Source organism: Notoacmeibacter sp. MSK16QG-6 (assembly GCF_024158145.1).
Taxonomy (GTDB): domain Bacteria; phylum Pseudomonadota; class Alphaproteobacteria; order Rhizobiales; family Rhizobiaceae; genus Notoacmeibacter.
Genome location: NZ_JAMYXM010000001.1, coordinates 32,248 through 52,273 on the forward strand (window position 1 = coordinate 32,248; position 20,026 = coordinate 52,273).

Sequence of the window (20,026 nt, forward strand, 5' to 3'; positions counted from 1 at the left end):
TCATGGCAGAGACCGAAGGACCAAAGACCAACTACAGCCTCGATTGCGGATGGGGGCGACTCGTTTTCGGCCAGACCTTTGAGAACGGCAAAACGCTTATCGAAACGCTGCGTCGCGAGCGCGCCGACGCCCGCGACATCGCAGTCTATGTGGACGACCCTCATGTGCTGCTATCGCTGGCCCCGCACGAGCTTTTTCTCGACCCCTCCCATACCTTCCGCATCGATCTGGGCAGCGACCGGAATGGCGACCCGAAGCCAAGCAATTTCTTCATCCGGCGGCTGTCGTCCCATAGCGATGCGGAAGAGGTCAATCGCATCTATCGAACCCGTGGCATGGTGCCTGTGCCACCGGAGTTTTTCTGGTCCCACCGCGATGCGCGGGCGCTCACATATTTCGTCGCGGAAGACGATCAGACCGGGGCGATCATCGGAACGGTGACTGGCGTCGATCATTTGCAGGCTTTCGGAGATCCAGAACGCGGTTCGTCATTGTGGTGCCTGGCGGTCGACCCGCAAGCGAGACAAAGCGGGATCGGCCAGTCGCTCGTGCACCGGCTTGCCGGCCACTTTGCCGAGCGAAACGCCGCTTATATGGATCTCACCGTCCTGCATAATAATGAGAGCGCCATAGCGCTGTACGAGAAGCTTGGTTTTCGCCGCGTTTCTTACTTCACGGTGAAACGCAAGAACGCGATTAATGAGCAGCTCTTCAGCGGTCCGGAAAAGGATCACGGCCTCAATCCCTATGCAAAGATCATCGTCGACGAAGCCCGGCGGCGCGGCATCCAGGTTGAGGTGACCGATGCCGAAGGCGGATTCTTCCAGCTTTCCTATGGCGGTCGTACCGTACAGTGCCGCGAAAGTCTGACGGAGTTCACATCGGCCATCGCGATGAGCATCTGCGACGATAAATCGGTCACGCGCCGTGTCGTAGAAAAGGCCGGCGTCCGCGTTCCAAGCCAGATCACCACGAAAGCTCCAGACGACAAAATCAAGCAGTTCCTGGACGACCACTCCGCTCTTGTCGTCAAACCCGCGCGGGGCGAACAGGGTCGCGGAATTACGGTCGGCGTGAAAAGTCAGGATGAACTTGAAAAAGCGATCACGGCAGCAAGGAAGGTCGCTGACGAAGTGCTGATCGAAGAAATGGTCGAAGGCAGCGATCTGCGGCTCGTTATGATCAATTACAAGCTGGTGGCAGCCGCAATCCGTAAGCCGGCACAGATTGTCGGCGATGGAGAATCGACTGTCGAAACGCTGATCGAACATCAGAGCCGACGCCGTAGCGCGGCGACTGGCGGCGAATCTCGTATCCCGCTCGACGAGGACACGCGCGCGACCTGTCTCGCCGGCGGCTACGACATGACTGACGTTCTGCCGGACGGCAAAACACTTCAGGTTCGCAAAACGGCCAACCTTCATACCGGTGGCACCATTCACGATGTCACCGGCGAGGTACATCCAACACTTGTCGATGCCGCCGTTCGTACGGCGCGGGCCATCAATATTCCCGTCACCGGCATCGATTTCATGGTGAAAAGTCCGCGTGGTCCCGACTACGCTTTTATCGAGGCCAACGAGCGGCCGGGGCTGGCCAATCATGAACCGCAGCCGACGGCCGAGCGATTTATCGACCTACTCTTTCCTCTATCGATGCCTTATGCAGCGAGGGAAGCGCTTCGCGCATCCCAATCGGAGCTTCCTGCATGAACCGACTGCCGATCGACACCAACTATCTGTCGAACGTCCTTTCCGAACTTCTCGATATTCCAAGCCCTACCGGCTATACCGATACCATCACAATGCGTGTCGCCGACATGCTGGACGATCTGGGTTTGAGCGTCGAACTGACCCGCCGGGGCGCCATTCGTGCAATCCGGCGCGGACGCGATATTCGCGGCGCGAGGGCTATCGTCACCCATCTCGACACAATCGGCGCGATCGTCAAATCCATCCGACCGAATGGCCGCCCCTCCCTCGTTCCGGTCGGAACCTGGTCCGCCCGCTTCGCTGAAGGCGCTCGCGCCACCGTTTTCTCGCGAAAGGGCGGCTATCGCGGCACGATTTTGCCACTGAAGTCGTCCGGCCATACCTTCAACGAGGAAATCGACAGCCAGCCAGTAAGCTGGGACAATGTTGAATTTCGTATCGACGCCCTGACCCGGTCGCCGGAGGAAACCGACCGGCTCGGTATCGAGGTCGGCGATCTTGTTGCCATCGACCCGCAGCCAGAGTTTCTGCCAAACGGCTTCATCGTCTCGCGACATCTGGACAACAAGGCCGGCGTCGCGGCGGGGCTCGCCGCTCTCTCAGCCATGCAGCACGAGGAAGTCGAAACTCCGGTGGACATTCACTGGCTCTTCACGATTGCCGAGGAGGTCGGCGTCGGCGCGGCTTCGATTGTCTCAAACGATGTTGCTTCGCTTTTGGCAATCGATAATGGGACCACGGCCCCCGGCCAGAATTCCGACGAGTTCGGCGTGACCATCGCCATGGCCGATCAGACGGGTCCGTTCGATTATCATCTGTCAAAAAAGCTGGTCGATCTTTGCGTCGAAAATGACATCCGCTACCAAAAGGATGTCTTCCGATATTATCGCTCTGATTCTGCTTCAGCGCTTGAGGCCGGGGCCGATGTTCGAACAGCGCTTGCCACCTTCGGCGTCGACTCCAGCCACGGCTATGAGCGCATTCATCTTCATGCCCTGCGTTCGGTCGCCGAACTGGTGACGGCCTTCTGCATCTCGCCGGTCGCCATTGAGCGCGATTTCTATAAGCGGGCGGATACGACCGGCTTTACGGATCAGCCTACCGACGATGCCGAGCAGCGTCTGCCAAGAGACGTCAGCCGCGTTCATCCGCCGAAGAGCGAATAGTGCTCCGGGAACCTTAGGCCCCGCCTCCCGTTTTCCGAGCATCGTTCGGTGCGATGGTTGAGGTAGGAGTGCGTTACCGATGTTGGCGTATGGCGAGTCCGAGCAGGTCGAAAATCGATTGCCCGATCCGGATTCCGACGACTATTACGAACAGCTCGCCGACCGCGCATCCCTCGTCTATGTCAACGACGATGAAACTGGCTGGAGCCGGCGAGGCGCCGGAAAGGGTTTCGTTTATCGCGACCAGAAGGGGCACCGGATTGCCGACAAGTCGATACGACAGCGTCTCAACGCGTTGGCTATCCCGCCGGCTTGGAAAGATGTCTGGCTCTGCCCCGATCCAAGAGGCCATATTCAGGCGACTGGGCGGGATGCAAAAGGGCGCAAGCAGTATCGCTATCATCCTGACTGGATGGAGCAGCAGAACAGACTGAAGTTCGAGACGCTGCCCTTATTCGGCACGGCACTGCCAACGCTTCGTCAACGGGTCGATGCCGATTTGCGACGCCACGGCATGCCCAAAGACAAAGCCTTGGCTTTGGTTGTCTGGCTGCTCGACAATACGATGATCCGCATTGGCAATGTGCGCTATGCCGAAAAGAATCGCAGTTTCGGCCTCACAACGCTGAAGAAGCGCCATTTGGATCTCGGCCATTCCACGGTGCGTTTTACGTTTCGTGGCAAAAGCGGCAAGGAATGGGATTTATCACTGACCGATCGCCGCATTGCGCGCGTCATTCGTTCGATTTCGGATCTTCCCGGCCAGCACCTGTTCAAATATCTCAGTGACGATAGCCAACGCCAACCTGTTCGCAGCCACGATGTGAACGATTACATCAGGGATACGCTCGAGCAGGATTTTTCGGCCAAGGATTTCCGCACCTGGACGGCGACTGTTCTTGCGGCCGATATTCTCAACGGTATCGCACTGCCTGAAACCAAACGCGCCCAGGCTCAGATGCTGAACTCAGCCATCGACGAAGTTGCCTCCGTTCTGGGCAATACGCGCGCCGTTTGTCGCAGCCAGTACATTCATCCCGGACTGATCGATAGCTGGCACGGCAACCAGCTGTGCGAGCAGCTTTCAGCCATCGACGCCGAGGACGAAGAATGGTTGGATGCCGGTGAAATCCGTCTTCTGCAGTGGTTCTCGCAGCAGGCAGGCTGCGATACGCAAAAGCAGGCAGCCTGACCGGAGATTTTCGGTCAATCTCACTGCCTGTCCTCGACCCATTTTTCCACGTCGAATTGGCGCTCCAGTGCGCCATGCCCCATCGGCCGGACCTTGCCGATGACATCGTTTTCCTGAAATGCCCGGTCGTGGAGACCAAAGACCCACAGCGTATTTGCAAAGCTGTTCGGATCGCCACCATCGAGGAAATATCGATTGTTGAGCGTCAATAACGTCTTGTGAGCGGTCTTCGGATCGCGCATCGCTTTGGCAATATATTTGCCCCAGAACATGCGGAGATGATTGTGGAGATAGCCGCGCTGCTTCATCTCCATCATCGCGGCATTCCAGACGTCATCGCCCGTCTTGGCGTTTTCCAGTGACGCGGTCCCGTATTTGGGATCGCGCTCATCGCTTTCATGCTTATCAAGCGTCTCCTCGGCCCAATCCGGCAAAGCGTCGAGCCGATCGTAATTGTGATTGTAATGGCAGAAATTACAGGCCAGTTCGCGGCGAACTACCAGTTCCTCAATGAATGCGTCCGCGTCGGCTTTGGCCGATCTCGCTTTGCGTACAATCTCTGTCGGCGCGATATGACCGAAGCGGAGATAGGGCGAGAGAATAGACACATTCTCCTTGTTGGCATCGGAGCGGTCATCGGCGTAGTTCGCCAGATCGCTTCTGAGAAAGGCGCTCAGACGAGCCCGCGCTTTTTCGCTCCCTCCTTCCAGCCAATCAATCTCCGACGCTTCATCGTCGGAGACGCCATCGATCTTTTTCCAGTCCAGCGGGCTCTCCTCGATATCGAGCCGCAAACCGGTTTGATCTTCGAGCGTCGGCATCTTCGCCTCGGTCAGCCAGTTGTCTAGCCTTTCCATCAGCTTTTTACGGATGGTCCGGGCAGCGTATTCCTGCTTGTCGGACACTTCCACCACCGGGACACAAACCATCGTTTCCAGTGCTTCAATGCATCCGTCGAACGCCTGGCCCAATTTTTCTCGCTGCTGGCGATGGTGCCGGAGATAGCCGAAATCGGTGATAACAGCCGCGGCACGATCCAAAATCGCATCAGGCAGACCATCGTCACAGACTGCCAGAAAGAAGAAGGGAATACTCTTTTCCTTCAACGCTTCTTTCATCTCGGCGATGCCTTGGACAGCAAATTTCGTCTGGCGCTTCGTAATTTCTCCGCCGTGGATCGAAAGACTTGCCACCACCAGACATCGCTTGCCGTGCTCGTTCGCCAGTTCGATGGCCCGCGCCAGTGCGGGATTGTCGGCAATGCGATGTGCGAGCACGCTCCAGTAAATGACGGTGTCGCTGTTCTGCCTCAACTCGCCTTTGCAATGGCTGACGCGATCCTCGAAACTGCTCATACCGGACTTGCCCCTGAAATTTCCTGTTCGATGAGGCAATGCGTGGGACGGAAGAGCGGTTCCACCCTTGCAACCGAGCCGTTTGCAGCCTATCAGAGCGGCGTGGAATGCCCTTGTAGCTCAGCTGGTAGAGCAGCGGTTTTGTAAACCGAAGGTCGGCGGTTCGATTCCGTCCGGGGGCACCATTTTCCAAACATTGGCGTCATCCCATCGCCAGCCTTTCGGCTGTTTGGCCGGCCGCCGAGGCGGCCGCGGCGACTTAATCTCTCTCCAGCTAAGTTTGCTTGGGATAAGCACTTTTCCAAAAGGTTCGACTGACCTACCTTGCCGTCATGAAATTTTCCTTCGTTCACAGCGATACCGAAGAGGCAAAAGGTGCAGCCAGACGGCTGAGCGACCGCTACGGAAATCATGACAGCCGCGAGGCCGATGTGATCGTCGCGCTTGGTGGCGATGGATTCATGCTCCAGACCCTTCACGACCATATGGATACCGATTCCCGCATCTACGGAATGAACCGCGGATCGGTCGGTTTTTTGATGAACGATTATTCCGATGAGGGGCTGATCGAGCGAATTGAAGATGCTGAAGGTGAAACGATCCGGCCCTTGCGGATGATCGCCACAGATTTGAACGGCGATGACCACCACGCAGCGGCATTGAACGAGGTTTCGCTGCTGCGGCAGTCCTATCAGGCGGCGAAGATCCGCATCCTTATCGATGGCCGCCTTCGAATGGAGGAGCTGGTTTGCGATGGCGTGATGGTAGCTACGCCTGCTGGCTCGACAGCCTATAATCTGTCAGCGCACGGACCTATTCTACCGCTTTCGGCGCCGCTTCTGGCGTTGACGCCGGTCAGCCCATTCCGGCCAAGGCGCTGGCGCGGAGCGCTGCTGCCTAACCAGTCGACGGTCGATCTCGAAATCCTTGAACCGGAGAAACGCCCGGTCAACGCGGTTGCCGATCACACTGAAATCAAAAGCGTTCGCGCTGTCGCCATTCGCGAGAGCCGATCTCTTTCAGCAACCATTTTGTTCGACAGAAGTCATGGTTGGGATGAGCGTATTCTTCTGGAACAGTTCCGTTATTGATTGCGCGTCATCACAGCTAAATTAACGCTTATAAAGCCGCAAATGCCGTCTTCGCTTGACTTTCAGTCGGTCAAGCCGTAGTTCGCCGCCAAGCGGGGCTTGTCAAAAGCACGCCCCTTTCCTGTACGCGCCGCCAACTGGACCGATCCAACGCCGCGCCTGTTCCAAGACCGGATTGCCGTGACCGTTTCGGATAACGAGACCCAAGAGACATTACCGACATTCGCCGAACTGGGCCTGTCGAAGAAAGTTCTGTCTGCTGTGGAGGACGCTGGTTACACCACGCCGACGCCCATTCAGGCCGGAGCTATCCCGCATGCGCTGGAGCGCAAGGACGTCTTGGGCATCGCGCAGACGGGCACGGGTAAAACGGCGTCTTTCACGCTGCCAATGCTGACATTGCTGGAGAAAGGACGCGCCAGGGCGCGTATGCCCCGGACGCTTATCCTGGAACCGACGCGCGAACTCGCCGCGCAGGTGGAAGAGAATTTCGAGAAATACGGCAAGAACCATCGGCGGCTTAATGTCGCGCTTCTGATCGGCGGCGTGTCCTTCGACGAGCAGGAAAAGAAACTGGAGCGCGGCGCCGATGTGCTTATCGCGACACCCGGTCGGCTGCTCGATCATTTCGAACGCGGCAAACTGCTGCTGACGGGCGTCGAGATTCTGGTTATCGACGAAGCCGACCGCATGCTCGATATGGGATTCATCCCCGATATCGAGCGCATCTGCAAACTGATCCCCTTCACCCGACAGACTCTCTTCTTCTCGGCGACCATGCCGCCCGAGATTCAGCGCCTGACCGAGCAGTTCCTTCAAGCGCCGGTGAAGGTCGAAGTCTCGCGGGCATCTTCGACGTCGTCCACAATCGAGCAGAAGCTCGTAGCTGTCGGCAAAAAAGATTACGATCAGCGCGCCAAGCTGCGCGAGTTGATCGATGCCGAAGGGGACGATCTTAAAAACGCGATCATCTTCTGCAATCGGAAGGTCGACGTATCGACGCTATTCCGCTCGCTGCTCAAGCACGACTACGATGCGGGCGCATTGCACGGCGATATGGACCAGCGCGCACGAATGGCGACGCTCGAAGCGTTCCGCAATGGCAAGCTTCGTCTGCTCGTCGCATCCGATGTTGCCGCTCGCGGTCTCGATATCCCCGATGTCAGTCACGTCTTCAATTTCGACATTCCGCGCCATGCGGAGGATTACGTCCACAGGATCGGGCGAACAGGCCGCGCAGGCCGCCTCGGCAAGAGCTTCACGCTCGTCTCCAAATCCGATGAGAAATATCTCGACTCGGTCATCAAGCTGATTGAGCAGGATGTCGAATGGGTCGGTGGTGATTTGTCATCGCTCGGTGACGAAGGCGCGGAAGACAAAAGAAGCGGACGAGGCCGGTCGACCGGACGCAAACGCTCTAACAGCCGTGGATCGAACAAGGCCGCCGGTGATGACAATAAGGCAGCGCCGGCGGATGTTGCCGATCGATCCGATCTGAAAACGGACGATCAGGCCGACATTGGCAAGGAACCAAAGTCCGCCGAACAGCCTCAGTCGAATGAAAAGCCCATGCAAAATCGGTCTCGCTCCAAGAAGAGCGCTGACGGCGAACATAATTCCGGTTCGGCCAAAAGCGGGGGTCAGGCCGATAATCGTCGAGGCCGAAAGAAGGACGATCTCGGCGATGCGCCACGAGGGTTCGGCGACGAAGTTCCGGCTTTCATGATGAACGGTTTGGCCTGAAGCCAGTTTATCCGCCTACGGGCCTACTACTATTTCCGTTTCTTATCGTCGGCCCTTAGCGCAGCCGCAAAGGCGCTCTGCGCCCATGGCATCATGGCCTCCGGACTATCGAGCGCATCGTCTGGCGCTGTCCAGTACGGCATGAACGTCTTATTTCTGCCGGGCCGTTGATAACTCCAACGCTCGCAGCCTGCCGCTTCATAGTTGCCAGCGTTTACCGCATCGCCTTTCATCATGATGCGGCCATCGCTCATATCAAGCGCGAAAATAAGCCCCTGATGGTAGATGCCCTTACCGCCGAACATGCGGCGTACGGAGATCGGTCCGAGACCTGAGAACAGATCGGCTAGATAATCATCGTCCAAATCAGTCAGCCCTAGGCCGATCGCCTTGCTTCGGCCAGTTCCTTCAAATCCGCCGCTTCCAGCTCGACAGACTCGCCGCAGCCGCAGGCGCTGCTTTCGTTGGGATTGCGGAAGGTGAAGCCGGTACGCAAGGGTGTTTTTTCAAAGCCGACCTCTGTGCCGAGTAGAAACAGCATGGCCTCAGGCGCGACCCAGAGATGAGCACCGTCGACCTCGACATGATCGTCCTTCGGATCGGGATCGGTCACTAGATCGACGGTATATTCCATACCGGCGCAGCCGCCCTTTTTGATCCCCAGGCGAAGGCCGCGGGCGCCGTCACGATCTGCGACGATCTCGTTTATCCGATTGACGGCATCATCTGTCAGGCTGACCAGTGAAAGGCCCATAATCTCTCCTTGCCGGTCAAATCAAAGGTCCGGCGGATCGGTAACGTTTCCCATCAAAGATGGGAGAGTTCGATGCTTCGATCAAGCCAAGCCGTCGCCCTCAGTACCAGCCGAGAGCAAACTGCGCTTCTTCACTCATGCGGTCGGGCGTCCATGGCGGATCGAACACCATGCTGACATCGACCGATTGCACTCCTTCGACCGTGGACACCGCATCTTGTACCCAGCCGGGCATCTCACCGGCAACAGGACAGCCGGGAGCGGTCAGCGTCATGTCGATCTTAACGGTCCGGTCGTCTTCGATATCGACCTTATAAATCAGGCCGAGTTCGTAGATATCCGCCGGTATTTCGGGATCGTAAACCGTCTTCAATGCCGTGATGATATCGTCCGTCATCCGGGCCAGTTCTTCAGCCGGTAAGGCGGAGGCGGAATAGACCTTCTGCGCTCCTTCGGCCTGATCGGTCTCGTCACTCATCACATCACCCAAAGAAATCGTGCGCTTTTTGCAGCGCCTCGGCGAGTTTATCGACCTCGTCCAGCGTATTATAAACCGCAAATGAGGCGCGGCAGGTGCTGGTCACGCCAAAATGCTGCAGCAGCGGCTGTGCGCAGTGCGTGCCGGCGCGAACGGCAATACCGGACCGGTCGATCAGCATCGAGACGTCATGGGCGTGAACGCCCTCCATCTCGAAACTGACAATCGCACCCTTGTCCGGCGCGTGGCCGAATATGCGCAGCCAGTTGAGACCGCCGAGACGTTCATGCGCGTAATCGCGAAGCTTCGCTTCGTATGCCGCTATCGTTTCGCGGCCGATCCCGTCCATCCAGTCAAGCGCCGCTGCCAAGCCGATCACTTCGACAATGTTGGGCGTTCCCGCCTCGAAGCGGTGAGGCGGTTGATTGTAGGTGACGTTGTCTGTTGTCACTTCCTCGATCATCTCGCCGCCGCCGAGGAAGGGCCGTAACGGCTCCATCCGCTCCTTGCGGCCATACAGGACGCCAACTCCGGTCGGGCCGTAGGTTTTATGGCCAGTGAAAACGAACCAGTCGCAACCGAGCGCCTGAACATCGACCGGCATGTGTACAGCGCTCTGGCTGCCGTCGATCAGTGTGGCGATACCGCGCTCGCGCGCCATCTCGCAAATGTCGGCCATCGGCGTGACCGTGCCGAGCACGTTCGACATATGCGTCATGGCTATGAGTTTGGTGCGGTCGGTAATTGCCGCTTCGACATCTTCCAAATGAAGGGAGCCATCGTCACGGACCGGAACCCAGACGAGCTTCACGCCCTTGCGTTCGCGAAGAAAATGCCAGGGCACGATATTGGCATGATGCTCCATGATCGACAGCACGATCTCGTCGCCCTCATCCAGTTCCACCGCGCCGTAGCTGTAGGACACCAGATTGATGCCCTCGGTCGCATTCCGGGTGAAGACGATGTCCTCGACACTGGCTGCATTCAGAAAACGGCGCACAGTCTCGCGCGCCTGTTCGAATGCGTCGGTCGCTTCGTTCGATAGGGTATGCAGACCGCGATGCACGTTGGCATAGCTGGTTTCGTACATCCGGCTCATCGCGTCGATGACCGCGCGCGGCTTTTGCGCCGACGCGCCGTTATCGAGATAGACCAGCGGCTTACCGTGAATTTCGCGCGACAGGATCGGAAATTGCGCGCGAACCGCATCGACATCGAAGCCCGCAAGCGGATCGGCGATGGAACAAGCCTCAACCGTCATAGCTTATGAACTCCAGAAGCGAGCCATAAGGATCGCGGAAGTATACACTTCGTCCCTCTCCGCCCGCGCCATTGCGCGTCACCGGGCCGAGTTCGATGGCAACGTCGTGCGCCGCAAGATGGTCGATCGCCTCCTGCACCGGGCCGTTCCAGCAAAAGCAAAGATCGGCGCCACCCGGCCTTACCGGATGCCTCGCATTCGGATTGCCGCGAACGCCCGGTCCATGGCAGTTCAACTGTGACTGGCCGAAGCGAAATCCCAGACCGGCGCCCTGCTCTATGATTTCGGCGCCGAGAACGCGGCCGTAAAAGTCGCGGGCGACATCCCAGTCTTCCACGGCGATGACCGAATGATCGAGCCTGATGGGCAGATCAGCCATTTTTTGAGAACCAATCGTCGACCTTGCTCACCAGGGCTTCAGAAATCGCCTCATGGTCGAGTTCTTCGAGAATTTCTGCAACGAACGCCTTTACGAGCAATGCGCGCGCCCTGTTTTCGGGAATGCCGCGGCTCATAAGGTAGAACAAATGCGCCTCGTCGATCTCGGCGACGGTCGCGCCGTGACCGCAAGCCACATCGTCGGCAAAGATTTCCAGCTCCGGCTTGGCCGAAAAATCGGCTTCGTCAGAGACGAGCAGCGTGTTGCAGGCCATGCGAGCATCAGTTTTCTGCGCTTCCTTGGCGACACGGATCTGACCCTGAAACACGCCTGACGCCTTGCCCGTCGCAATGTTGCGAACGATCTCCGTTCCGGTCGTGTTCGGCACAATGTGATCGAGCACCATGGTCACGTCGACATGGCTTTCACCACCGAGAAGGTTCACGCAGCGCATCTGAAAATCGCCGCCCTCGCCTTCCAGCACGCCTCTGATTTCGTGACGGACCAAACGGCCGCCCGCATTCAAAATAGCCAGCGTCAGACGAGCATTCTTGCCAAGCCGGAATTTCATCTGCGTCAGCTGATCGGTGTCGACAGCCTGCTCCTGGACCAAAACCCAAAGCACATTGGCATCGTCACCCACGGTAAGATCGACAACACCGGTCACGAAGGCAGCCCCCTCGCCTGTCTGCCGCTCGACGATCGTGGCTTCGACATCCGCACCAACCGATACCGGAACACGCAAATGAGCCTGACCCGGACCGTGAGAGGCCGACAACTCCAGCGGCTTGTCGAGCTTGGCGCCGGCGTCAATCGTCAGAGCCGCTCCGTGAGAGACAAAGGCTGCGTTGAGAGCGCCGATGACGTCTTCTGGATCAGCAGGCGCTAGAGAGCGGTCGAGTTCGCCCCTTTCGAGAAGATCGCGCAAGTGAGTCACCTGAACGCCAGTCGGCAAATCTGACGGTACATTGCCATCGAAAAGGTCGATACGCGCAATGCCTTCCGCGAGCGCATTCAGCGCATCGCCAGACGCCCGGGCGTCGCCTTCCGGCACTGTCTTCAGGCGATTGCGCAGGTCTGTGTAATGCCATTCCTCCACCCGACGCGTCGGAAGACCGCGGGTTGAAATGCCACCGATCGCCGTTTTGCGCGCCGTCGTCGTGGTGGCGGCTCCGGGCAGAGTGTCAATCGACTTGGCGAAAGCGTCGATCAGAGCGCTTTCGGCCTGTGTGTTCTTGATAAGCGTATGGGCTGTCATCAAACCGCTCCGTTACGCCGCTTCGCCGATGATCTCGGCATAGCCCTGATCTTCGAGTTGCAGCGCCAGTTCCTTACCGCCTGAACGAATGACACGACCCTTGTAGAGGACATGGACGCTATCGGGCACGATATGGTTCAGCAGACGCTGGTAATGGGTGATGACGAGAAAGGCGCGGTCTTCGCTACGCAGATGGTTCACGCCATCGGCGACCACTTTCAAGGCGTCGATATCGAGGCCGGAATCCGTCTCGTCGAGCACACAAAGCTTTGGCTCAAGCAATTTCATCTGGAGGATTTCGGCGCGTTTTTTTTCGCCCCCCGAGAAGCCGACATTCAGCGGCCGCTTCAGCATGGAAATATCCATTTCGAGTTCGGATGACGCCGCTTTGACCCGCTTCAGCATTTCCGGAATCTTGAGCGCTTCTTCGCCGCGCGATGTGCGCTGCGCGTTCAGCGCCGTTTTCAGGAACTCCATGGTTGGAACGCCCGGAATTTCCATCGGATATTGGAAGGCCAGGAAAACACCGGCAGCCGCTCTCTCAGCGGGGTCCATCTCCAAAATGCTCTCGCCATTCCAGAGAATATCGCCTTCCGTAACCTCATAATCGTCGCGGCCGGCGATCACGTAGGATAGAGTGGATTTGCCCGAGCCATTCGGCCCCATGATCGCAGCGACTTCGCCGGGTTTCACCGTCAGATCGACGCCTCTGAGGATTTCCGTGCCGTCTTCGGCGATGCGGGCGTGCAAGTTCTTGATTTCAAGCATTTTCGTTCCGTTTCAAATTAGTCAGACGGGCTATGCCGCCGTAAATTTTCAGCGCGTGCCAGCGCCATTCTGAGTTTCGATGTCCAGCAGAAGCGCCTCGCGCTCTTTCACGAGATCGGCAAGATCGCGTTCGACCTGGTGGTCCGCGCCTTCTTTGATATCGCGCGCTGCATTCGAGCGAGCTTCTTCGATCAGCCGATCGATTTCGGCAAGACGGGTGTGTAGGCTTTCGACCGAACTCACCCAACGCTCCCCTCAAGACTAATCCCGATCAGCTTTTGCGCTTCGACCGCGAATTCCATCGGCAGTTCCTGGATAACGTCCTTGACGAAGCCATTGACGATAAGCGCGATTGCCTCTTCTTCCGGAATGCCGCGCTGCATCACGTAGAAGAGCTGATCCTCGGAGATTTTCGAAGTCGTCGCCTCGTGCTCAAGCCGGGCCGAGGCATTTTTCGCCTCGATGTAAGGCACCGTATGCGCGCCGCACTCATTGCCGATCAGAAGGCTGTCGCACTGTGTGAAATTGCGGGCGTCTCCTGCTTTACGCAGCACGGAGACCTGACCGCGATAGGTGTTCTGGCTGTTACCGGCGGAGATACCCTTGCTGATGATCCGGCTGGTCGTGTTCTTGCCAATATGGATCATCTTGGTGCCGCTATCGATCTGCTGATGACCGTTGGACACCGCAATCGAATAGAACTCGCCACGGCTGTCATCGCCGCGCAGAATGCAGGACGGGTATTTCCAGGTGATGGCCGAGCCGGTTTCGACCTGCGTCCATGAAATATGGCTGCGCGCGCCACGGCAGTCGCCACGTTTGGTGACGAAATTGTAGATGCCGCCCTTGCCTTCCTTATCGCCGGGATACCAGTTCTGAACGGTAGAGTATTTGATCTCCGCATCGTCCATGGCGATAAGTTCGACCACTGCGGCATGAAGCTGATTTTCATCGCGTTGCGGCGCGGTGCATCCTTCCAGGTAGGAAACGTAGGCTCCTTCCTCGGCGATGATGAGCGTCCGTTCGAACTGGCCGGTGTTCTGCTCGTTGATGCGAAAATAGGTGGACAGCTCCATCGGACAGCGAACGCCCTTCGGCACGAAGACGAAGGAGCCATCGGTAAAGACGGCGCTGTTTAGTGCGGCATAGTAGTTGTCGCCCTGTGGCACGACAGAGCCGATGTATTTTTTGACCAGCTCAGGATGTTCGCGGATCGCCTCGGAGATTGGCATGAAAATCACGCCGGCTTTCTTCAGCTCGTTCTTGAAGGTGGTCGCGACCGATACGGAATCGAAAACGGCGTCGACCGCCACGCGGCCCTTGCCATAGGGCGCTTCGGAGATGTCATCATCGCTATCGCCGTTCAATTGGCTCGGCTCATCGGCCCGGCGGACACCGGCGAGAATTTCCTGCTCTTTCAATGGGATACCGAGCTTTTCGTAGGTCTTTAATATCTCGGGATCGACTTCATCGAGGCTTTTCGGCCCTTCCTTGAAGCTTTTCGGAGCGGCGTAGTAATGAATGTCCTGAAAATCGATTTTCGGATAACTGACTCGCGCCCAGTCCGGCTCCTCCATGGAAAGCCAGCGCTTGTAAGCCTCGAGCCGCCATTGGAGCATCCACTCAGGCTCGCCCTTCTTCTGCGAGATCAGGCGAATGATATCTTCGGACAGACCCTTCGGGGCTTTCTCGCTCTCGATGTCGGTCTGAAAGCCGTACTTATATTGGTCCACGTCAAGCGTGCGGACCTGCTCGATCGTCTCCTGCACAGCAGGCATGGTCGTTCTCCATTCCTCGCCGGGGTCAAGGCCCGGCGGTTGGGGCCTGGCGTCGGCCAGGCATTGCAGACGGTCTGATCCGTCCATTTAGTGTGCCGCCACCGCGAATGAAAGCGGCAGGCGGCGTAATTCGAAGCGGCCGTTCAGGCTGCTCTTGCCGTTTTGCTTCGCTTCAAAAGGCGTTGCAGGCTCTGCAAAAGCCGGTCGATATCGGCGTCGCTTGCGTCGAGGCCGAGAGACACCCGCAATGCCCCGTCAACGCGTTCCGCATTCATGACCTCAAGAACGTGGCTTGGTCCAACCTTTCCTGAGGAGCAGGCCGAACCCGCGGAAACGGCAATGCCATCCAGATCGAGCGCAATCTGTGCGGTTTCCGCCTTTATTCCGGGCAAACTGAAGAAGCTCGTGTTGGGAAGCCGCTGTACCGCATCGCCGTGGATGATCGCCGAAGGGCATAGCATCCGGAGTTCAGCCTCGAAACGATCTCGCTGGACTACGGTATCGGCCCAGCGCTCCTCGGCCATATCGATAAGCGCAGCCTGCACGGCAGCGCCGAAGCCGGCGATCCCAACAGTATTTTCCGTTCCGGCGCGGTGGCCTTTTTCCTGCCCGCCACCCGTAATGAGCGGTCGCGGCATCATAAGATCAGACAAGGCGACCAGAGCGCCGATTCCGCGTGGTCCACCAAGCTTGTGCGCGGACAAGATGAAATAGTCGCCTGCCGGATTTGAAAGATCGATCGGCAGCCGGCCCGCCATCTGGACCGCATCGACAACGAGCGTTCCGCCTTTGGCGCGGACAAGCGAGGCCAGTTCGGTCAGCGGCTGCATGACGCCAGTTTCGTTGCAGGCTGCAGGCATGGCGACCAAAGGCATGCCTGACGCGGCATCGTGTCGGTCCAGAAGATCTTCGAGGATAATGAGGTCCACCGTGCCATGTTCGGTGACGGGAACCTGAACGACATCATCGAAAGCAAATCGGCCGCCCGAAAGAAGACAGGGATGGGCGCTGGCGGCGACATATAGTTTAGAGAAGCGCACCGGCGCGCGGCCCATCGTCCAGTCAGGAGTCAACACGAAATTCGCAGCTTCGGTGGCCCCCGACGTGAAAATCATCTGTTTTGCCTGTCCGCCGAACAGGCAATCGATCTGCTGACGCGACTGGTCGACGAGCGACCGTGCTGCGCGGCCGTCAGTGTGTACGGAAGAGGGATTTGCATCTATCAGAAGGGCGGCAAGCATGGCGTCATAAGCCTGCGGCCGCAGTGGCGCACTGGCATTATAATCCATGTAGAGGCGCGCTTTGCTGCCTGACATTCCGTCCATCTCTTCACGATGCTGGCCAACGCACCGTAATTTCCTTGAAAAATAGGCCTCGGCTGTCCTATTTAGCCACCCGACCGGACGGCTACCACAATCACTTAGAATGGTTCTAAGTGTTTTAGAAAGCCGGCCCGATGGCGTCAAGGCGAAGCAATGGCCTGAATGTCAGGATTAAACGCATTTCGAGAAAGAGTGAAAAATGCCAGAGGTGATCTTCGCCGGCCCCGCCGGTCGGCTCGAGGGACGCTACCAGCCTTCCAAGGAGAAAAACGCCCCGATCGCCATGGTGCTGCATCCGCACCCACAATTCGGCGGCACGATGAACAACAAAATCGTGTACGATCTGTTCTACATGTTTCAAAAGCGTGGCTTCACGACGCTGCGTTTCAACTTCCGCTCCATCGGACGATCACAGGGCCAATTCGATCATGGCGACGGTGAACTGTCCGATGCGGCGGCAGCTCTGGACTGGGTGCAGAGCCTGCATCCGGATTCCAAACATTGCTGGATCGCAGGCTATAGCTTCGGCTCGTGGATCGGCATGCAGCTTCTGATGCGCCGACCGGAGATCGAGGGGTTCATTTCCGTTTCGCCACAGCCCAATCTCTACGACTTTTCGTTTCTGGCGCCTTGCCCCTCGTCTGGTCTGATTATTCACGGAACAGACGACCGCGTATCGACTCCAAAAGATGTGCAACCGCTTGTCGACAAACTTCACACACAGAAGCACATCACGATCACACAAAGGCAAATAGAGGGTGCGAACCACTTCTATACCAACCATCACGACGAGTTGATCGAAAGCTGCTCGGAATATCTCGACCGCCGCCTGAACGGAGAACTGACCCAGCCGAAACCGAAACGCATCCGCTGATGGTTTTTCTGGCGCGGGGGGTCCGGCTCGCCGGAACTCTTTCGATCCTTATCTGCTCCGCTGGTCCAAGCGTAGCGGCCGATAAGGACTGGCAAGATCCTGACAGCCCATTTCGTATCGCCGAGGGCTAAGCCGACGTTCCGGTGACGTGCCGAACCATTGGTGACTGGATCGACCATGCGCCCGACATCGACGCCAGGTTTTCACTCACCATAGAGGGTAAGCTGGTCGATTCGCAGTGGGACGGCGCGCTCGCATATCTCATCATGTGCGATGAAGCGGCCATTCAGGTGATGTGCGTCACCTATAGCAGTGAAGGCCGAACAATAGGCGAAACAGTGCAGTTCGCCGGCGGCTGGAACCGTATTGGCAAAGGGCAGGTTCTTCTCGATCCCTGCCTCGCGAGACCGGTGGCCGATTAGCCGGGCGATATCTTCTCGGGCCGGTGCAAAACGCCGCCCGTTACCGGCGCTTCGACACCTGTCGTCGTCGGCCATGTCAGCGGGAGCCCCTCAAAGCTTCTTATCGCCAGGTAAGCCCAGGCTTCCGCTTCCATCATGTCGCCCGACAGACCGCATTGCTCTGCGGTCTCCACCGTCGACTGAGAGGCAGCTTTCCGCAGATCGTGAACGATCGCCGCGTTACGCGCGCCGCCCCCGGCTATTATCCAGCGTTTGGGGCGGACTTTGGCAAGATGGGCTGCTTCAAGAATTGCGGTGGCGGTGAGGCGTGCGAGGGTCGCTGCGCCATCGTGCAATTCCACGCCCGCCATATGGCCCAGTGTAAAATCGTTTCGATCCAGTGATTTCGGACCGTTTTTCTCAAAGAATGGATCGCTGAGATAGGCGTTCAGAACGCCATCGATTACCCTGCCCTCGCTGGCGATCGTGCCGTTCTGGTCAAAATCGATGCCCGCCTGCTCCTGCATCCACTGATCGATCAGCGCATTGCCGGGTCCGCAATCGAAAGCGAGTGGCGGTTCGCCTGGCCGGACAAAGGTGACGTTAGCGATCCCGCCAATATTGACGAAGGCGATCGTTTCGTCATCAGCGCCAAGCAGACTGGCTAGAGCAGAGTGATAGGCCGGCACGAGCGGCGCGCCCTGCCCGCCATGCACCATATCGCTGGCGCGCATGTCGGCAATCGTCGCTATACCCGTCAATCCGGCCAGTCGCTTGCCGTCGCCGAGTTGGACTGTCAACGCCCTTTCGGGTCGATGAAGCACGGTCTGGCCGTGGAAGCCGATCAGGTCTATTTCTTCGATAGTTAAGCCGAACCTCTGGCAAAATGAATCAACCGATGAAGCATGACGGTCGGTCAGTTCGCGCTCCAGATCAGCAAGGTCGCCCGGCCGGTCGTCACGGTCGGTCAGCGCCTCGGCTTCGACCAAACCGCTCGCCAGACGGCGGCGGAAACTCGCCTCATAAGGAAACAGGTGGCTCGGCCCCCGTTCCGTCACGCTGCGCCCGTCCGAACGGACAAGCGCTATGTCGATGCCATCCATCGACGTGCCGCTCATCAGGCCGAGGGCGGTTCTGACACATCCGATTCTTGTTTCGCTCATGCGGACAGTGTTAAAGCGCCCGCGAACGCCGCGCTAGCGGCGCGCGGTTCTTCTCCCAAGCCGGAATATTCATTATGGCCTTCAAGTCCGATTTCCTGCGTATCATGTCCGAACGCGGCTTCATCCATCAGATATCCGACGAGACCGGGCTGGACGATCTCTTCGCGACCGAGACGGTGACGGCTTATATCGGCTTCGACCCGACAGCCAAAAGCCTTCATGTCGGTTCGCTCATGCAGATTATGATGTTGCGCTGGATGCAGCAAACCGGTCACCAGCCAATCGCGCTGATGGGCGGCGGCACGGGCATGATCGGCGATCCATCCTTCAAGGACGAGGCGCGGAAGCTTCAGACCAGCGAAACGATTACAGCCAATCTGAGCGGCATTCGCCAGGCCTTCGAGAACTACCTTTCATTCGGCGACGGCCCGACCGACGCGCTGATGATCGACAACGCCGAATGGCTGATGGACCTGGAGTATGTTCCATTTCTTCGGGATGTGGGCCGTCACTTTTCCGTCAACAGGATGCTTTCTTTCGATTCGGTGCGCATGCGGCTGGAGCGCGAGCAGTCGCTGTCATTTCTCGAATTCAACTACATGATCCTTCAGGCCTACGACTTCGTCGAGTTGAACCGTCGTCACGGCTGCCGGCTGCAATTGGGCGGCTCCGACCAGTGGGGCAACATCGTCAATGGAATCGATCTGGGCCACAGGCTTGGCACGCCGCAACTCTATGCCCTCACCTCGCCTCTTCTAACCACGTCTTCTGGCGCCAAGATGGGCAAGACGGCTGATGGCGCGGTGTGGCTCAACGCCGATATGCTTTCTCCATACGATTTCTGGCAATTCTGGCGGAATACCGAAGACGCCGATGTCGAGCGCTTCCTGAAGCTCTATACCACGCTGCCGATGGACGAGATCGCCCGGCTGGCCGCTTTGAAAGACGCCGAGATCAACGAAGCGAAGAAGGTACTGGCCAATGAAGTGACGACGCTTCTGCATGGCCGAGATGCGGCAGACGAGGCGGCCGACACTGCCCGGCGGACGTTTGAAGAAGGACAGACCGGTTCAGCACTGCCGCGTATCGAGATATCACGCAGCGAACTTGAAGGCGGTATCGGAATTCTGTCGCTGTTCGTCACCGCAGGCCTTGCCAGTTCGAACGGAGAAGCACGCCGGCAGGTCAAGGGTGGCGGATTAAAGCTCAACGATCGGCCTGTGACCGACGAACGCGGCACAGTCACAGCCGACGACCTTGGACCGGAGGGTCACATCAAGTTATCCGTCGGTAAGAAGAGGCATGCACTCGTGGTCCCGAGCTCGTAGGGA

At 58.0% G+C, this 20,026-nt stretch carries 19 protein-coding genes, 1 tRNA gene and 1 pseudogene; 9 read left to right on the forward strand and 12 right to left on the reverse strand.

The features are described 5' to 3' along the window. Positions 1-2: 2 nt before the first annotated feature. From ngg to NIM86_RS00160, 3 genes are all read left to right on the forward strand, one after another. A complete protein-coding gene (ngg, locus tag NIM86_RS00150) occupies positions 3-1,712 on the forward strand; it encodes an N-acetylglutaminylglutamine synthetase (protein ID WP_253378190.1) in 1,710 nt (569 codons plus the stop codon). Further along, positions 1,709-2,878 carry an osmoprotectant NAGGN system M42 family peptidase gene (locus NIM86_RS00155; protein ID WP_253378192.1) on the forward strand — a complete coding sequence of 390 codons (1,170 nt, stop codon included), beginning with the start codon at positions 1,709-1,711 and terminating at the stop codon, positions 2,876-2,878. The genes ngg and NIM86_RS00155 overlap by 4 nt, the downstream gene beginning before the upstream one ends. 79 nt (positions 2,879-2,957) lie before the next feature. Further along, complete coding sequence (locus NIM86_RS00160) at positions 2,958-4,070, forward strand: DNA topoisomerase IB (protein WP_253378193.1); 1,113 nt, start codon at positions 2,958-2,960, stop codon at positions 4,068-4,070. Positions 4,071-4,090: 20 nt separating this feature from the next. On the opposite strand, the gene NIM86_RS00165 is transcribed toward NIM86_RS00160, so the two are convergent. Next, positions 4,091-5,425: a deoxyribodipyrimidine photo-lyase gene (locus NIM86_RS00165; protein ID WP_253378194.1), complete on the reverse strand. Its 1,335-nt coding sequence runs from the start codon at positions 5,423-5,425 to the stop codon at positions 4,091-4,093. 109 nt (positions 5,426-5,534) lie between these two features. On the opposite strand from NIM86_RS00165, the gene NIM86_RS00170 reads away from it, so the two are divergent. From NIM86_RS00170 to NIM86_RS00180, 3 genes and pseudogenes are all read left to right on the forward strand, one after another. Continuing rightward, positions 5,535-5,610, forward strand: a tRNA-Thr gene (locus NIM86_RS00170). Positions 5,611-5,757: 147 nt separating this feature from the next. Further along, positions 5,758-6,516: an NAD kinase gene (locus NIM86_RS00175; protein ID WP_253378195.1), complete on the forward strand. Its 759-nt coding sequence runs from the start codon at positions 5,758-5,760 to the stop codon at positions 6,514-6,516. A gap of 180 nt (positions 6,517-6,696) precedes the next feature. Further along, positions 6,697-7,873, forward strand: a pseudogene (locus tag NIM86_RS00180) (DEAD/DEAH box helicase); the annotation flags it as partial. Between the two features lie 415 nt (positions 7,874-8,288). On the opposite strand, the gene NIM86_RS00185 reads toward NIM86_RS00180, so the two are convergent. The 10 genes from NIM86_RS00185 to NIM86_RS00230 all read right to left on the reverse strand — a co-directional run bounded on the left by NIM86_RS00185 (position 8,289) and on the right by NIM86_RS00230 (position 16,251). Next, positions 8,289-8,624 carry a TfoX/Sxy family protein gene (locus tag NIM86_RS00185; protein WP_253378197.1) on the reverse strand — a complete coding sequence of 112 codons (336 nt, stop codon included), beginning with the start codon at positions 8,622-8,624 and terminating at the stop codon, positions 8,289-8,291. Between the two features lie 11 nt (positions 8,625-8,635). Beyond that, positions 8,636-9,013 (reverse strand): Fe-S cluster assembly scaffold SufA, encoded by a 378-nt coding sequence (gene sufA, locus NIM86_RS00190; RefSeq protein WP_253378198.1) that lies wholly within the window; start codon positions 9,011-9,013, stop codon positions 8,636-8,638. 100 nt (positions 9,014-9,113) lie between these two features. Beyond that, entirely contained in the window at positions 9,114-9,491 is a 378-nt protein-coding gene (locus NIM86_RS00195; RefSeq protein WP_253378200.1) for an SUF system Fe-S cluster assembly protein, read from the reverse strand. A gap of 4 nt (positions 9,492-9,495) precedes the next feature. Then, positions 9,496-10,752, reverse strand: a complete 1,257-nt coding sequence (locus tag NIM86_RS00200) for a cysteine desulfurase (RefSeq protein WP_253378202.1) — start codon at positions 10,750-10,752, stop codon at positions 9,496-9,498. Further along, positions 10,742-11,131 carry a VOC family protein gene (locus NIM86_RS00205; RefSeq protein ID WP_253378204.1) on the reverse strand — a complete coding sequence of 130 codons (390 nt, stop codon included), beginning with the start codon at positions 11,129-11,131 and terminating at the stop codon, positions 10,742-10,744. Before NIM86_RS00205 ends, NIM86_RS00200 begins: the two co-directional genes overlap by 11 nt. Further along, positions 11,124-12,389 carry a Fe-S cluster assembly protein SufD gene (gene sufD, locus NIM86_RS00210; RefSeq protein WP_253378205.1) on the reverse strand — a complete coding sequence of 422 codons (1,266 nt, stop codon included), beginning with the start codon at positions 12,387-12,389 and terminating at the stop codon, positions 11,124-11,126. Before sufD ends, NIM86_RS00205 begins: the two co-directional genes overlap by 8 nt. Before the next feature lie 12 nt (positions 12,390-12,401). After that, a complete protein-coding gene (gene sufC, locus NIM86_RS00215; RefSeq protein WP_253378206.1) occupies positions 12,402-13,157 on the reverse strand; it encodes a Fe-S cluster assembly ATPase SufC in 756 nt (251 codons plus the stop codon). 48 nt (positions 13,158-13,205) lie between these two features. Then, entirely contained in the window at positions 13,206-13,400 is a 195-nt protein-coding gene (locus tag NIM86_RS00220; RefSeq protein ID WP_253378207.1) for a hypothetical protein, read from the reverse strand. Next, the gene (sufB, locus tag NIM86_RS00225) at positions 13,397-14,935 is read right to left on the reverse strand and encodes a Fe-S cluster assembly protein SufB (RefSeq protein ID WP_253378208.1); all 1,539 of its coding nucleotides are present in this window, start codon (positions 14,933-14,935) and stop codon (positions 13,397-13,399) included. The genes NIM86_RS00220 and sufB overlap by 4 nt, the downstream gene beginning before the upstream one ends. A 143-nt stretch (positions 14,936-15,078) precedes the next feature. Further along, positions 15,079-16,251 carry a cysteine desulfurase family protein gene (locus tag NIM86_RS00230; RefSeq protein ID WP_253378209.1) on the reverse strand — a complete coding sequence of 391 codons (1,173 nt, stop codon included), beginning with the start codon at positions 16,249-16,251 and terminating at the stop codon, positions 15,079-15,081. A gap of 205 nt (positions 16,252-16,456) precedes the next feature. Between NIM86_RS00230 and NIM86_RS00235 the strand changes: the two genes are divergently transcribed. Further along, the gene (locus NIM86_RS00235; protein ID WP_253378210.1) at positions 16,457-17,131 is read left to right on the forward strand and encodes an alpha/beta hydrolase; all 675 of its coding nucleotides are present in this window, start codon (positions 16,457-16,459) and stop codon (positions 17,129-17,131) included. 143 nt (positions 17,132-17,274) lie between these two features. Continuing rightward, entirely contained in the window at positions 17,275-17,553 is a 279-nt protein-coding gene (locus tag NIM86_RS00240; RefSeq protein ID WP_253378211.1) for a hypothetical protein, read from the forward strand. Here the strand turns inward: NIM86_RS00240 and NIM86_RS00245 are convergent. Further along, positions 17,550-18,695, reverse strand: coding sequence for an anhydro-N-acetylmuramic acid kinase (locus tag NIM86_RS00245; protein WP_253378213.1), 1,146 nt, complete (start codon positions 18,693-18,695; stop codon positions 17,550-17,552). The two genes, NIM86_RS00240 and NIM86_RS00245, sit on opposite strands and share 4 nt — an antisense overlap. Before the next feature lie 74 nt (positions 18,696-18,769). Here NIM86_RS00245 and tyrS point away from each other — a divergent pair, with 74 nt between their 5' ends. Beyond that, positions 18,770-20,023 (forward strand): tyrosine--tRNA ligase, encoded by a 1,254-nt coding sequence (tyrS, locus tag NIM86_RS00250; protein ID WP_256478305.1) that lies wholly within the window; start codon positions 18,770-18,772, stop codon positions 20,021-20,023. Positions 20,024-20,026 lie beyond the last annotated feature (3 nt).